This window comes from Bradyrhizobium sp. WSM3983, from assembly GCF_000473045.1.
Classification (GTDB): domain Bacteria; phylum Pseudomonadota; class Alphaproteobacteria; order Rhizobiales; family Xanthobacteraceae; genus Bradyrhizobium.
Map to the genome: position 1 here is coordinate 81,598 of NZ_AXAY01000010.1, position 14,778 is coordinate 96,375.

The following is a 14,778-nucleotide window of genomic DNA, read 5'->3' on the forward strand; positions in this document are numbered from 1 at the left end:
CGGCGCGCCAATTATTTGAAGCCTAAAGAAATTGGCGTGCGGTCGATTGTTGCAGCTTTGGGCTTGCGGCTGGCCACGATTTATTTGAAGCTCAAAACGTTGGGGAGTCCGTGCCCGGCGCCAGTGCCGGCCGTGAGTGACTGCATCGAGATGCTCGATTCCGAGACCAAGGCCGTCGAAACGCCGGAGGACCATGCCGAAGAGCTTCGGCTGTGGTTGCGCCTGCTCACCTGCACGACTCTGATCGAGGGCGAAGTCCGCGGTCGGCTGCGACAGCGCTTCGACGTCACGTTGCCTCGCTTCGATCTGATGGCGCAGCTCGACAAGGCGCCCGATGGCATGACGTTGTCGGATGTCTCCAAGCGCATGATGGTGTCCAACGGCAACGTCACCGGCCTCGTCGAACGCCTTGTGGAATCCGGCCACCTCGACCGGCGGACCTCTGAGACCGACCGCCGCGTCCAGGTGATCCGCCTCACAAAGCTTGGTCGTGCCGAGTTTCGCAGGATGGCTGCGGAACACGAGACCTGGATCGCCGATCTCTTCGCCGATTTGACGCCGAAGGATGTGCGCGAACTGATGCGGTTGCTGGCCAAGACCAAGGCGTCGGCGCAGAAATCGGCTGCGCGTCGCCGGCCCTGAGCGTGGGCCGACGCGCCTTCTCATCCCCCTTTGCCGCACGAAAATGCATGGGATGCTCAAAATCCGCTATTGCGCCGAATTGTTTTAAGCCTAAAATGTTTCCTGAGTTAATGCTGCCGGGTGCTTTCCATGCGCAAAGGAGCGTGCGATGGCCAACGCCGCCAAGGTTCAAGTCTCGGGCTCGCATGACGGCAACGCTGCGACCGCCCATGTCGACACGTTTGCGCGGCAGCATCTGCCACCGCCGGAGCTCTGGCCGGAGTTCATCTTCACGCGGCCGGAACTGCGTTATCCGTCGCGATTGAACTGCGTCAGCTATTTCCTCGACCGCTGGGTCGAGCAGGGGCAGGGCGATGCGCCTTGCGTCATCAGTCCCGCTGTCAGCTACACCTATCGCGAGTTGCAGGCGCTCGTGAACCGCATCGCCAATGTACTCGTCGGCAAGCTCGGTCTCGTCACTGGCGGCCGCGTGATGCTGCGCTCCGCCAACAGCCCGATGATGGTCGCGACCTATCTCGCGGTGATCAAAGCTGGCGGCATTTGCGTGGCGACGATGCCGTTGCTGCGCGCCAAGGAGTTGTCCTATCCGATCCAGAAGGCGGAGATCACGCTCGCGCTTTGCGACGGCAAACTCTCCGATGAGATGGAAAAGGCGAAACTCGCTGCGCCCGGTCTCAAGCAGGTGGTCTATTGGGGCAACGGTGCTCCCGACGCGCTCGAGGCGCTGATCGCGGATGCGAGCGCTGATTTTGCTGCGGTCGATACCGCCGCTGACGATATCTGCCTCATCGCGTTCACGTCGGGCACGACCGGCGATCCGAAGGGCACCATGCATTTCCATCGCGACATGCTGGCCGTGTGCGATGGGTACGCGCGCAACATCCTGCGAGCAGAGCAGAAGGATCGTTTCGTCGGCTCCGCGCCGCTCGCTTTCACTTTCGGCTTTGGCGGCGTGCTATTTCCGATGCATATCGGCGCCTCCTTCGTCGTTCTGGAGAAGACGACGCCCGATGACATCCTCTCGGCAATCGAGCAGTACAAGACCACTGTCTGCTTTACGGCGCCGACCGCTTACCGCGCCATGATCGGGAAGCTCCCGGGCCGCGACATCTCCTCACTGCGAAAATGCGTCTCCGCGGGTGAGACCTTGCCCAAGCCGACATTCGACGCCTGGCTCAAGGCCACCGGCATCAAGCTGATGGACGGGATCGGCTCGACCGAGCTACTGCACATTTTCATCAGTGCGACCGAAGACGAAATTCGTCCCGGCGCGACCGGCAAGCCCGTGCCCGGCTATGAGGCGAAGATCGTCGACGATGACGGCAATGATTTGCCGCCGGGCACGATGGGCAAGCTTGCGGTGCGCGGGCCGACCGGCTGCCGCTATCTCGCTGACGAGCGGCAGCGGAAATACGTCCAGAACGGCTGGAACATCACCGGCGACACCTACCTGATGGATAGCGACGGCTACTTCTGGTACCAGTCGCGCTCCGACGACATGATCGTGTCATCCGGGTACAATATCGCGGGCACGGATGTGGAAGCTGCGCTGCTCACGCATCCGTCCGTCGCTGAGTGCGGCGTCGTCGGTGCGCCGGACGAGGCGCGCGGGATGATTGTGAAGGCCTATGTCATTGCCGCACCCGACGTGACGCCGGATGCAAAGCTCGCAGCCGAGTTGCAGGAGCATGTCAAACGCGAGATCGCGCCGTATAAATATCCGCGCGAGATCGAGTTCGTGACGCAGCTGCCGAAGACCGAGACCGGCAAATTGAAGCGCTTTGCCTTGCGGCAACTGGCGCAGGCGGCGGCGACGTCCTCGGGCGTCGCGGCAGAATGAGATGAGGATCAAGAATTGTCCGTGACGACGCCGAAAGGCCCACAGCTCGCGGTGCTGCCGACCGACGATGATGAGACCCGCTCGAAGGCGCAGGTGCTTCAGCCCTCCGGCTGGCCGATGCCGAAGGGCTATGCCAATGGCATGGCCGCCGAAGGGCGCATCGTCGTGACCGGGGGCGTGATCGGCTGGGATGCCGAGGAGCGTCTCGCGGACGGTTTTGTCGCGCAGGTGCGCCAGACCCTGAGCAACATCGCGGAAATCCTTGCCGAGGCCGGCGCGCGGCCCGAGCACCTGGTGCGCCTGACCTGGTACGTCGTCGACATGGAGGAGTACCTGACGAACCTGAAGGAGCTCGGCAGGATCTACCGTACCGTCTTCGGTGCGCACTATCCCGCGATGGCGCTGGTCCAGGTCGTACGCCTTGTGGAGAAAGCGGCGCGCGTCGAGATCGAAGCCACCGCCGTCATTCCTCGCTGAACGACGCTCAGCTCGCCTTGGAGAGATTCTCGTCCTCGGGGGAGTTCAGGTAGACGCCTGACATGGTGTCGACCCAGCACAGATGGTCGTGCACTTTCTTGACGCCCTCGACATTTTCCGCGGCGACGGCCGCGGCCTGACGCGCCCGCTCCTCGGTGATGACGCCGCTTAAGTGAACGATGCCGTCGCGCACGATAACGTTCAGGCCGAACGGACACCAGTCGTTCTTCTCCATGGCATCGATGATGCGGCCGCGGATGTGATCGTCGTCGGCCGTCGGATCCGGCACCTCGCGGGCGAGGCCGGCCACGGCCTGCAGAAGGTTGGCGCGCGACACGATGCCGACGACCTTATCGCCGCGAACCACCGGCAGCCGCTTCACGTTGTTCCGTTCCATGAGATCGACGATCTCCGCAAGTGCGGCATCCTCAGTGATGGTCACAGGCGAGGCGGTCATGACTTCTGCGACCTTGCGGCCATGCTCGTGGACGAAATCGCTGGCCGTCGTACCGGGTCCGAGGATGAATCGCAGCCAGCGGCCGCGCTTGCGTCCGGTGCCGATCTCACTGCGACGGATGAAATCGCCTTCCGAGACCACGCCGACCAGCTTGCCGTTGTCGTCGACCACGGTGAGGCCGCTGACGTGGCGCTTTAGCATGATGTTGGCGGCCTCGACGATGCTGGTGTCGGGCGTGACCGAGATAACCGACCGGGTCATGATCTGGTGGGCGCGCATGGAATGCTCCGCTAGCATGTCGAATTTCGATGGAAAAAATCTAGATCAGGCCGCACGGCGGAGTTTGACGCAAGTCAAGCGGACGAAGCCGGTTCTTGCGGGTTAAGCGATTGTGATCGACCTCTGGAATTGATGCAGCTCAACGTCTCCCAAGCGGGTGGTCATATCCTGTCGCTTACATGCGACCAGCAGCGCGCGGAGATACTTGGCTATGAACGTCGTGCAAATCCTTCCTCGGCCCGAACGGCCGGCGCGGTCCACCGACCCGGTCGTGGACCCCGCCCCCTCAACGAACATCGAGCCGACCGCTGGGACGTCAGCCGGCAAGCCGGTGTCGGAACCCTACCTACTCGATCGCACGTTCCACGCGTTGCTCGCTCGGTTCACGGGTGGAATCTCGCCAGCTGCCTTGCTGCTCGCCTGGCTCGATTGGAGCTCCCACCTTGCCGCGGCGCCGCAGCGCCGGATGGAGATCGCGGGGAACGTCGTTCGTGACACCGGCCGTTTGCTGGAAGCTGTCGCGCACGCGACCTCGCCGGGACAAAAGCCCTGGTCTGTGATCCGGCCGGAGGGACGGGACCGCCGTTTCAGGGAGCCGCAATGGGAGGCCGCGCCGTTCAATATTTTCGCACAGGCGTTTCTGCTCGGAGAGCGCTGGTGGCACGACGCCACGACGGGGATACGTGGCGTCTCGCGCGCGAACGAGGCCATCGTCGAATTCTCGACCCGGCAGATGCTCGACATGCTGGCCCCGTCGAACTTTGCGATGACCAATCCGGAGGTGCTGGAGAAGGCCTTTCAGAGTGGCGGAGAGAATTTCGTCTTTGGCTGGCAGAACTGGTGCGGCGATCTGACACGCATGCTCTCGGCCGCGAAGCCGGTCGGAGATGAGCAGTTCATCGTCGGCAGCACTGTCGCGGCTTCGCCCGGCAAGGTCGCCTACCGCAACGAGCTGATCGAGCTGATCCAGTACCATCCCACCACGGCGCAAGTGTGGCCCGAGCCGATCCTGATCGTGCCGGCCTGGATCATGAAATACTATATCCTCGATCTGTCGCCGCAGAACTCGCTGGTCAAATATCTCACCGATCAGGGCTTTACCGTGTTCGCGATCTCCTGGCGCAATCCGGACGCCAGGGGTCGGGATGTCGCGTTCGACGACTATCGCAAGCTGGGCGTGATGGCCGCGCTGGATGTGATCGGCCGGATCGTGCCGTCTCAGAAGATCCACGCGCTCGGTTATTGTCTCGGCGGCACCTTGCTGTCGATCACCGCCGCCGCGATGGCGCGCGACGGCGACGATCGTCTCGGCACCGTCACTCTCCTGGCCGCGCAGACTGACTTCACCGAGGCCGGTGAGCTGACGCTCTTCATCAACGAAAGCCAGGTTGCCTTTCTCGAGGACATGATGTGGCAGCGAGGCTACCTCGATACGGCGCAGATGGCGGGCGCGTTCGCGCTACTGCGTTCGAACGATCTGATCTGGTCACGGTTATCGCATGATTACCTGATGGGCGAGGCGTCGTCGCCGAGCGATCTGATGGCCTGGAACGCCGATGCGACGCGGTTGCCTTATCGGATGCATTCGGAATATCTGCGAAAACTGTTCCTCTACAATGATCTCGCCGAGGGACGTTACCGGGTCGAGGGCAAGAGTATCTCGCTGTCCGACATTCATGTGCCGATGTTTGTGGTCGGTACGCTCGCTGATCACGTGGCGCCGTGGCGATCCGTGCACAAGATCCACTACCAGGTCGATGCCGACCTGACGTTCCTGTTGACCAGCGGCGGCCACAATGCCGGCGTCGTTGCGCCGCCCGAGGACCCCGGACACATCTATCAGATCATGACCAAGGCTGCGGACGCGCGCTATGTGGGCCCGGATGAATGGCTGAAGCTCGCGCCCCATGTCGAAGGATCGTGGTGGCCGGAATGGAGCCGCTGGCTCATCGCGAAATCCGGCGAGCTCTGCGATCCGCCGCCGATCGGGTATGGCGACATTGATGGCCTTCCCGATGCACCGGGCGACTACGTCCGCACCTAATCCTCCGGCTCCGAATCCGGCGTCAGGTCGGAGGAGCGGAAGGGCTTGGACTTGTCCAGCTTGCGATAGGCCGTCGAAGCGGTTCGCAGCAGCTTGTTTTCCCGCTTGCGGTCGAGAAAGCGAATGCCGGCCTCGGGCAGGGCCTCGTTCAACGACGCGGCCAGCGTCTGACCGCGCGCATCGTCGTTCAATTGTCCGAGCGATTTTTGCGCCCTGCGCAATTGCTTGAGGATGGACTTCTGCTTCGTCAGCGATTCGTCGGCGAACAAATCCTGCAGTGACTCGATCGAATAGGTCAGTCGCTTGTTGAGGATCCGCAGCTTGTGCCGTTTCTCGACGTCGAGCTTGCGCAGCTTCTTGGCCTTCCTGAGCAGCGTCTTTTCCCATTCGGTCAGTTGCGCCATTGCGTGGTCGGCGAGCGGGCAGCGGCGCAGCCTGATGGCTTCCTTGCTGCGCCTTGTCGACCAGGGGCCACTCTCGATCCAGCTCGAGGTCTGTTCGACCAGGCGGCGATATCGCGCCGATTGCAGCGCGCGGGCCAGCAGGCGATGGCTCTCGGCGCGCTTTTCGTCCCAGTGCTGCAACTCAGCGATCACGGCGAGCTCGTCGCCGGTCTCGGCCACGACGCGTTCGATGGCCACGTCGAGGTCCCGCACCATGCCGAGCTGGCTGTTCAGCCATTTCAACTCGGCCCAGACTTTGGGTCGTAGCGCATCGTCGACCATGGGCGAAAAGAAGCGAATCGCGGTCCGCAGGTGGGTCAGCGCGATTCGGATCTGATGCAGCGCTTCCGGATCGCCACGGCAGGTACCTTCATGCTGGGCGAGGACGGCGGCGAGGTGACGGCGGGCGATGATTCGGAAGGCCGTGTCGCAGGCCATGCCGGCGCTGAGACGGCCGGGCAGTGTATTGCGGCTCGCCGCCGGCTTGGCACGGGCGGTCGCCTTCGAACTCCCGGTGGGTCGCGTCATCCTAGCCCGCGCCAATCAGATTGCCTTACCTGCCCTCAGCGATCGCGTCCCGGCAGCTCTGGAGCGTCTGCGCTTGCGTCCCGGATGCATCGATGGTCGCCCAACCGATATGGCCGATATTATAGTGCTCTTGCAGCGCGGCAACCTCTTGCGTGGCGTCGGATGCGTCGCCGCGGCGGCCGCCGATTCGGGCCTGCCGGGTCGGCAGGTCCGCGACCAGGAAGAGGCCGGTGAGAGGCACGTTGCAATCCCGGGCCAGCGTGGCGAAGGCGTCCCGCTCGGCATCGCGGGCGAACACGCCGTCGACGACCGCCGAATGGCCCTGGGCCAGCACGCGCCGGGCACGTTCAGCCAACGCCTCGTAAACCCGCGCCGCAAGCTCGGGCGTGTAGGCGGATGGCGGCAGCCGCTCCGTGTCTGCGATACCGAACATCTGCTTGCGAATGACGTCGCTGCGCAACACAACGGCGCCCGGCTGCGGCGCGACGGTGGGTGCGAGCGCGCGTGCCAAAACCGTCTTGCCGGTGCCCGACAATCCGCCCACCGCGATCAGATGGGGAGTGGGTGGCTGAATCAGCGTCCGGGCAAGGGCAAAATAACGGCGTGCTTGGTCGAGAATGCCGGCATCGTCGGAATGCGGAGGCTTCAGCCGTGTCAGCGCCACCTGGGCCCGGACCGCGGCGCGAATCGACATGAACAACGGTAGCGCGCTGAGCGCGTCGAGGTTTTCCAGCGGCGTCGCGGCAAGGTACCGGTTCAGAACGGTGTTGGCCGCCAGCGGCTGATCGTGGTGCAACAGATCCATCAGCGCAAACGCGAGGTCATAGAATACGTCGACAGTCGCCATCTGCGCGTCGAACTCGATGGCATCGAACAGCACGGGCTGCCGCTCGATCAGCACAATATTCGCAAGATGCAGGTCGCCGTGGCAACGGCGCACGAAGCCTCGGCGGCCGCGTTCTTCAAGCAAGGGGCGGACGCGCAGCAACGCCGCGTGCGAGGCCTGTGCAAGCTGCTCGATCTCTGCGGCCGGGACATGATTGCCGTTCCGCAGACCATTGCTGTTGCCGTCGATCAGGGCAGGGATGGAGGAAGCCCATGCTCTGCCGTCGGCGGGCATCGCCGCCGCATGCGAAACCGCGATCGCGTCGGCGATGGCCGACGCAAAGTCCGCATCGAACTGTCCGCCCTTCGCCAGATGGTCCAGCGTCCGGCTCTCGTCGAAACGCGACATGTCCACGGCATATTCGATCGGCCGGCCGTGGCCGTCGACATTCACCGACCCGTCCGGCTCTTCTGTGATGGCCACGATGCGATGATAGATCTGGGGCGCATGCGGTCGGTTGATCCTGACCTCCTCCTCGCAGGCTGCCTTGCGTTTCTCGAGTGTCGAATAGTCGAGAAACGGATACTTGACCGCCCGCTTGATCTTCAGCGCGCGCGTCCCGTCGAGGAAGACCGAAGCAGCGTGCGTGTCGATCCGCTTCACGCCGGGATGTGCGGTCAGTGCCGCGAAGATCCGTTCCTGGGTCGCAGAATTGTCTGTCATCTTTGCCGGCATGTTGCAGATGGGGGCGCCAAGCGATCCGGCTGTAAACCAGGGTAACCCTTAAGTCGAGACCGGGACCAGTCCTTGACTTCCGTCAAAGCCTGTCGTCGGCTGGCGATGCGGAGTTTTTCCGGCTTGAGGAGGATCAAGCGCCCGGACCGAAGGCGGCCTATTCTGGCCGGGAAGGAGAATCCGATGCCCATCAAGGACGTCTTTCTGCCGCTCGTTGGCGAGCCGCGCGCCCCCACGCTGGCCGCGATTGAGAAGTGCGTCGCCGTGGCCGCCGACCTCGGTGCCAGGGTGACCGGGCTTGCGCTCGAGGACGATGTCTTCGTGCGGCCGAAAGTGGTGTTTCCCGATGACCTGGAGTCTGCCGAACTCAGCGTTGCGCGCGAAGGGGGCGACACGCAGCAGCTCCTGAATGCATTCATCAATGCGACCTCGCGTATCGGCGTCCGCGCCCAAAGCCGATCGGGCAGGGTGCCGGCGGACCAGATCGCATCGACCTTGGCTGAACATGCGCGCTTCAGCGACCTTACGCTCATGCCCGTGAAACAGCATGACAGCCGAGCCGAAAACATCGTTGAAACCTTCCTGTTCCAATCCGGCCGGCCGCTGTTGCTTTGTCCGGAGCAGCATGTGGAGGCGCTGCGGCCGGAATTCGAGAATGTCGTGATTGCCTGGGACTCTTCGGCGCGCGCCGCGCGTGCGGTCGGCGACGCATTGCCGATCCTGCAAGCCGCCGCTGTGGTGCGCGTGATCACGGTGGCGGACGACAAGGACGAAGCGATCACACAGTCCGGCACCAGCCTCGTCGATCATCTCAGGGAACACGGGATCTATGCGTCCTTCGAAACCGTGAAGGGCGCTGGAAGCTCGATCGGCAAGGTGCTGGGGAGCTGGGCGCAGTCCCACGCCGTCGACGCCATCGTCATGGGCGCCTACCATCACTCACGCCTGAACGAGATCGTCTGGGGCGGCGTGACCAAGACCGTCATCGGCCAGCCACCGTGCTGGGTGATGATCTCGCACTAGTGCCCTGGACCGGAACTTCGCAACATCGCGTCGTGTTCTGCTAGGGCATTGTAGCAGCAGAAGCGCTCGATGGAAGCAAGGAGGTCATCGGCGGACTTGGTCCATCGGACCGGTTTGGGATCGGCGTTGTGTCGTTCGATGAACGATGTGATGTCAGCCCTGAGGGCAGCGACGCTGCGATAGACGCCGCGCCTGATCTTCTTAGCGGTAAGGAGCGCAAAGAAGCGCTCGACTTGGTTAAGCCATGACGAACTGGTCGGGGTCAGGCGTACGTGCCAGCGGGGCCTTTTTAGCCAGCCATCTTTGAAAGAGCAGCAGGCTTACTTGGTTCTAGCCGCTGTCGCGGACTTTTGAGACCACGCACTCAAGCCCGATCTTGTAGGCGAACTTTCGCTGAACTGCAGCTGAGCCAGAAATGATCTTCTTCAATTCCGCCTTGCACTGAATCAGCGGTACGCGCCGCAAGTCTCTTATTGAGGTACAGCAGGTCGAATGCGACGAGTTCGATAAGGTGCCTCTAAGCTCGTTCTGTAGAACAGAGAAATCCGTGGTGTCGTTGGCAGCCGGGACCACGATCTCGCTGTCGATGATCGCCGAACCTGCCTTGATATGCCAGGCATCGTCGGCAATCTTCCTAAATCGCTAGGTCCAATCATTTCCGCTGCGAGTGAAGACGCTGATAAACCGATTGGCCATCCGTTTCCGCGAGTCTGGTCTCATCTCGCGCCGGCTATTAGGAAGGAGACGGACGCACCGCGCATTTTGCTTCCTCTGCAAGAAGCCCCATTTTACGATGCGCTGACCAAGCCGTCCGCGATCACGCGGAGGAGGCTCGCGGAAATCTTCAGAAAGCTTACGTGGCTGCCGTACGTGTCTGCCAACCTGCCGAACCAGCGGGGTTTTCTGGGTTCATGCACAAAGAGCTACGGTCCAGGCAACGGCCTGCGACAAGGGGCGGGCACTGGTCGCATCGGACCCCTCCAAAAGCGCCGGAATGGTTATTGAGTTCTCAACACGTCGCGCCCTCATGTGATTGAATGAGGTACCTCCTCCGAGCCATTGGCTCGATTGGTGAACTCAGCGAGTATCGAGACAAATCGCAGGTCGTCGCGTCTCGGATTCAGCGAGTCGGGGCTTTCTGTCATCAGACGTTCTGAAGAGGCCGAGCGGACCGCGGCAGCGGCGCGCCTAAATCTCTATTGCCGCACACCGGAGGGGAATTCATGCGGACGCCAAGTACCCCGAGTTCCGAGACTGCAGTAGTGGCCGTCTTGGAGCCTGCTCTCTCGACCAACAGGCACCGCGATCTCTCACGCTTCGTCTGTCCCGTCCGCCTTCTGGGGCCGCCGCAGAGACGAACGCAAAGAGCAGCACACCTTGATGAACAAGGTTGCGCGCATCGAACCGCAAGGGAGGACTGACGACCATGGCCACGACTCCGAGCCACATTGTGGTCCTTTCCCTGGAAAACGAGAACTACTCCGACATCGTAGGTAGTTCCCAGGCGCCTTACCTGAACTCGCTGATCGCTCAGGGGATGTTGCTCACCAACTACTACGGTGTGACCCATCCGAGCCAGCCCAATTACATTGCCCTGTTTTCCGGCTCGACGCAGGGCGTCACCACCAACGGCGCCGTTCCCCAGTTTCCGGCCAGCGTACCGACGTTGGCAACCACGCTCGCCGCCCACGGTTACACCTTCGGCGGTTACGCCGAAACCACGGCGGATCCCGAACGCCAACCTTGGATCGACTTCGCCAATTCGGCCAACACCGCTCACGATTTCAGCACTTTTCCTCAGGCCTCGGCCGGCTTCGCCAACCTTCCGACGGTCTCCTATGTTTCGCCAAACGACGCCCACAACATGACGCCGACGAGCGACAACGGCGGCGGGATTCCGGCGGGCGACGCCTGGGTCCAGGCCAATCTCTCCGCCTACGCTGCCTGGGCGCAGGCCAACAATTCGCTGCTGATCGTCACCTTCGACGAAAACAACACCAATCCAGCGGTGACCTACCCCGATCACATTGCGGCAATCGTCGTCGGCGCGGGCGTCCCGGCGGGGACCGTCAACGACTCGCCGGCTGATTCCTATTCCTTGCTTGCCACGATCGAAAGCCTTTACGGCGCTGCGCCGATCGGCGCCAGCGCCGGCGTACCGGCACTCAACTTCTATTCGGCGACGCCACCGACGTCGTCCACCTCGGTCGACCATTCATTTTCCGGATTGTCCGATCCGAGCAACACTCCGCCCCAAAACGCGTTGGCGGTAGGACCGAATTACATTTTCACCGCGGAGACCACCCACTACGAGATAACCGACCTGAGCGGCCATCCAATCGTATCCAACGGATCATTATACAGCTTGTTCTCGCCGCTTGGCGCCACGCTCGACAACAACCTTCTCGACGCGCGCGCCACCTATGACAGTTCGACCGGCCACTACGTGGTCGTCGCGGACAATTTTCAACCAGGAGTCGGGAATTTCGCTACCAATGTCGATATCGCCGTGTCGATCGATAGCAATCCGAACGACGGCTGGTATCTGGCTTCGATCGACACGTCCAACGGCGCCACGACCCAATCTGACATGCCCTATCTGTCGGTCGGCAACGGCAAAATCTACGTCTCCGCGCCCGAATATATCGACGCGGGAGGCGGCTACAACAACGGCGAATTCGTCGTCAACGAAAGCAGCGTCATAGCCGCTGCAAACCGCGCGATCACGCCTGACGCCAGCACTATTGTGTCAGGGGCCGGCGGCATCATGCGCAACATCGCCGGCGACAACGGGGTGACCTACTATTTGAGCGCCTATTCGACCGCGAGGCAAACCGCGCTCACATATCAAACGTACGATCCGACGCACGGCTTCAGCGGAACCCAAACGCTCTTCCTCGGCGACGCCGATGTGGGAGGAGGCGGAAGCAATTACACCGCCGCCCAGTTGGGCACGACCAAGACGCTCGGCATTGGCGACGGGCGCATCCAAAGCCTTGCCTACACCTCGTCCGGAGGACACAACTACGTCTTTGGCGTGAGCGAAGCCATGCCGAGCGCAGGGTCGCTCGCGCAAATCGAGTGGTTCAAGCTCGATGTCACCGATCCCACGAATCCGCAATATGTCATCGGGAACGTCATTTCCGGCGCCTCCATCGGCACGGGCGTGGCCGTGTTCACCCCTTCGATTGCGGTCGACCAGAACGGCGACGTGCTCATCAATTTTTCGGCCTCCGGGCCGAACATGTACCCTTCCGACTATTATACGGTGCTCGGCGCCGGCGCTTCCGCCTTCACCGCGCCGACGCTTTACCAGGCGAGCAGCACGTATTTCGATTCCGGCGCTCTGAACGACCAGCGCTGGGGCACCTATTCGACCGCTATCGCTGATCCGAACAACCCGAACGGGTTCTGGATATCGAATGAATATGTCGCCAACGGATGGTGGCAAACGGCAGTAGCTCAGGTCAGCGTCCATCCGGATACGACGGTGCCGGTCCCGCCGACCGGCCTGTCGCTCGACGCGACGACGGACAGCGGTACGATCGGCGATGGCGTCACCAGCTTTGCGCACGTCAAGATCGACGGCACGGCCGAGCGCGGCAGCACGGTGAAGCTTTATGATACGAACGGCACCACAGTGCTTGGCACGGGCACTGCGGACCTGACGACCGGTGCGTTCAGTATTACGACATCGGCGCTAACCGAGGGGACGCACAATATCACCGCAAAAGCGACCGATGCGTGGGGGAATACGAGCACTGCGTCTGCCGTGCTTGCCGTGACACTGGACACTACGACGCCGACGGGCGGCACGCCGGATCTCATCGCGGCTTCCGATACTGGTTCGTCGAACACTGACAATATCACCAAGGATACCGCGCCGACGTTCCAGGTGGCGGTCAATCCAACCGTGCAGGCGGGTGATACGGTCGAGTTGAAACTCGGTGGCGCATCGCTGACCCATCGCGTGCTGCACACCATTACTGCAGGCGAGGTCGCGGTCGGATTCGTACAGTTGACAGTGACGGCGGGCGATCTAGGCGCGGATGGCACGAAGTCGATCACCGCGGCCTTTGCCGACGCCGCCGGGAATTCATCGACGACCTCGGCGCTGCTGATCACACTCGACACGACGATCGCGACGCCAACTGTCACACTGACCCACGACACCGGCATCTCGGACACCGACCACGTCACGCGGGATGACGCCCTGACCATCAGCGCGGCGGCCGGAGATGTCAGCCGCACCTATTCAGTGGACGGCCAGCCGCCGGCAGCGAGCTACATCGCGCCCGTCGTGGACGGCAGCCATACGGTGGTCGTGACTGATACCGACATTGCCGGCAACACGGCCAGTGCCAGCATCACTTTCAGGCTCGATCACACGGACGTCAATTTCGGTACGTCTGGCGGCATGTCCAACTTGCTACTCCAGAACGACGCCAGCAATGGCATTGCGGTCTGGGAAATGAATGGAACACAGGTGGTCGCGAATCCCCAGGTCGGGACCGCGCCGTCAGGGTCCGAACTCGCTGCCACGGGAGACTTCAACGGTGACGGCAAAACCGACTTGCTGTTCATCAACGATACGACCCATGCCGTTACGATGTGGGAAATGAACGGCACACAGGTGACGACGGACGCCACGGTCGGCACCATTAATGCCGCCGCCGGCTGGCAATTCGAGGGCACCGGCGATTTCAATGGTGACGGCAAGACCGACCTGCTGCTTCTCAACTCGACCACTCATGGCGTGGCGGTCTGGGAGATGAACGGCACCCAGGTCATGGCCAACCCGCAAATCGGTACCATCAATGCCGCGGCCGGCTGGCACTTCGAGGGCACCGGCGATTTCAATGGTGACGGCAAGACCGACCTGCTGCTTCTCAACTCGACCACTCATGGCGTGGCGGTCTGGGAGATGAACGGCACCCAGGTCATGGCCAACCCGCAAATCGGTACCATCAATGCCGCGGCCGGCTGGCACTTCGAGGGCACTGGCGATTTCAACGGTGACGGCAAGACCGACCTGCTGCTTCTCAATTCAACCACCAATGGCGTTGCGATCTGGGAGATGAACGGCACCCAGGTCATGGCCAATCCGCAAATCGGCACCATCAATGCCGCGGCCGGTTGGCACTTCGCCGACACTGGTGACTTCAACGGCGACGGCAAGACCGACCTGCTGCTCCTCAACAACACAACCGGCGGCGTCGCGATTTGGACGATGAACGGCACCCAGGTCACGGCCAACCCGCAGATCGGCGTCATGGACCCCGGCTTCCACTTCGTCGGCGAGGGCGACTACAACGGCGATCACAAGACCGATCTTCTGTTCGAGAACGATGCCACTCATGCGTTGTCGGTCTGGGAGATGAACGGCACACAGGTCGAGGCCAAGGTTCAAATCGGAACGATCAATGCTGCAGCCGATTGGCATCTCGTGAGCTAGCATGACGTCCAGTCAGCTTCTGCTCGCCG

9 protein-coding genes and 2 pseudogenes are annotated in these 14,778 nt (G+C 62.3%); 6 read left to right on the top strand and 5 right to left on the bottom strand.

Features of this window, described 5'->3' with window-relative positions; all coding sequences use genetic code 11:
* Positions 1-150: 150 nt before the first annotated feature.
* The 3 genes from YUA_RS0117965 to YUA_RS0117975 all read left to right on the top strand — a co-directional run bounded on the left by YUA_RS0117965 (position 151) and on the right by YUA_RS0117975 (position 2,959).
* Positions 151-642 carry a MarR family winged helix-turn-helix transcriptional regulator gene (locus YUA_RS0117965; RefSeq protein ID WP_035971233.1) on the top strand — a complete coding sequence of 164 codons (492 nt, stop codon included), beginning with the start codon at positions 151-153 and terminating at the stop codon, positions 640-642.
* Positions 643-790: 148 nt separating this feature from the next.
* Positions 791-2,482, top strand: coding sequence for a benzoate-CoA ligase family protein (locus YUA_RS0117970; RefSeq protein ID WP_027531947.1), 1,692 nt, complete (start codon positions 791-793; stop codon positions 2,480-2,482).
* A gap of 21 nt (positions 2,483-2,503) precedes the next feature.
* The gene (locus YUA_RS0117975; protein ID WP_027531948.1) at positions 2,504-2,959 is read left to right on the top strand and encodes a RidA family protein; all 456 of its coding nucleotides are present in this window, start codon (positions 2,504-2,506) and stop codon (positions 2,957-2,959) included.
* 7 nt (positions 2,960-2,966) lie between these two features.
* On the opposite strand, the gene YUA_RS0117980 is transcribed toward YUA_RS0117975, so the two are convergent.
* On the bottom strand, positions 2,967-3,695 hold the full coding sequence (locus tag YUA_RS0117980; RefSeq protein WP_027531949.1) for a CBS domain-containing protein: 729 nt from the start codon (positions 3,693-3,695) through the stop codon (positions 2,967-2,969).
* Between the two features lie 211 nt (positions 3,696-3,906).
* Between YUA_RS0117980 and YUA_RS0117985 the strand changes: the two genes are divergently transcribed.
* Positions 3,907-5,739: an alpha/beta hydrolase gene (locus YUA_RS0117985; RefSeq protein ID WP_027531950.1), complete on the top strand. Its 1,833-nt coding sequence runs from the start codon at positions 3,907-3,909 to the stop codon at positions 5,737-5,739.
* On the opposite strand, the gene YUA_RS0117990 is transcribed toward YUA_RS0117985, so the two are convergent.
* The gene (locus YUA_RS0117990) at positions 5,736-6,710 is read right to left on the bottom strand and encodes a CHAD domain-containing protein (RefSeq protein WP_027531951.1); all 975 of its coding nucleotides are present in this window, start codon (positions 6,708-6,710) and stop codon (positions 5,736-5,738) included. The two genes, YUA_RS0117985 and YUA_RS0117990, sit on opposite strands and share 4 nt — an antisense overlap.
* Positions 6,711-6,735: 25 nt before the next feature.
* Positions 6,736-8,259, bottom strand: a complete 1,524-nt coding sequence (locus YUA_RS0117995) for a bifunctional aminoglycoside phosphotransferase/ATP-binding protein (protein ID WP_027531952.1) — start codon at positions 8,257-8,259, stop codon at positions 6,736-6,738.
* A 195-nt stretch (positions 8,260-8,454) separates the two neighbouring features.
* On the opposite strand from YUA_RS0117995, the gene YUA_RS0118000 reads away from it, so the two are divergent.
* A complete protein-coding gene (locus YUA_RS0118000; protein WP_027531953.1) occupies positions 8,455-9,294 on the top strand; it encodes a universal stress protein in 840 nt (279 codons plus the stop codon).
* On the opposite strand, the pseudogene YUA_RS51725 reads toward YUA_RS0118000, so the two are convergent.
* Together YUA_RS51725 and YUA_RS51730 are read right to left on the bottom strand one after the other, a co-directional pair.
* Positions 9,291-9,590: pseudogene (locus YUA_RS51725) on the bottom strand (IS630 family transposase); the annotation flags it as partial. The gene YUA_RS0118000 and the pseudogene YUA_RS51725 overlap by 4 nt on opposite strands.
* A gap of 40 nt (positions 9,591-9,630) precedes the next feature.
* Positions 9,631-10,089, bottom strand: a pseudogene (locus YUA_RS51730) (DNA ligase); the annotation flags it as partial.
* 631 nt (positions 10,090-10,720) lie between these two features.
* Between YUA_RS51730 and YUA_RS46940 the strand changes: the two are divergent.
* Positions 10,721-14,749 carry an FG-GAP-like repeat-containing protein gene (locus YUA_RS46940; RefSeq protein ID WP_084292670.1) on the top strand — a complete coding sequence of 1,343 codons (4,029 nt, stop codon included), beginning with the start codon at positions 10,721-10,723 and terminating at the stop codon, positions 14,747-14,749.
* The last annotated feature ends 29 nt before the right edge of the window (positions 14,750-14,778 follow it).

Bases quoted from the DNA above. Each gene is read 5' to 3' on its own strand.
- YUA_RS0117980 (WP_027531949.1), bottom strand. From the start codon at position 3,695: ATGCGCGCCCACCAGATCATGACCCGGTCGGTTATCTCGGTCACGCCC.
- YUA_RS0118000 (WP_027531953.1), top strand. From the start codon at position 8,455: ATGCCCATCAAGGACGTCTTTCTGCCGCTCGTTGGCGAGCCGCGCGCC.
- YUA_RS0117995 (WP_027531952.1), bottom strand. From the start codon at position 8,259: ATGACAGACAATTCTGCGACCCAGGAACGGATCTTCGCGGCACTGACC.
- YUA_RS46940 (WP_084292670.1), top strand. From the start codon at position 10,721: ATGGCCACGACTCCGAGCCACATTGTGGTCCTTTCCCTGGAAAACGAG.
- YUA_RS0117990 (WP_027531951.1), bottom strand. From the start codon at position 6,710: ATGACGCGACCCACCGGGAGTTCGAAGGCGACCGCCCGTGCCAAGCCG.
- YUA_RS0117965 (WP_035971233.1), top strand. From the start codon at position 151: ATGCTCGATTCCGAGACCAAGGCCGTCGAAACGCCGGAGGACCATGCC.
- YUA_RS0117970 (WP_027531947.1), top strand. From the start codon at position 791: ATGGCCAACGCCGCCAAGGTTCAAGTCTCGGGCTCGCATGACGGCAAC.
- YUA_RS0117985 (WP_027531950.1), top strand. From the start codon at position 3,907: ATGAACGTCGTGCAAATCCTTCCTCGGCCCGAACGGCCGGCGCGGTCC.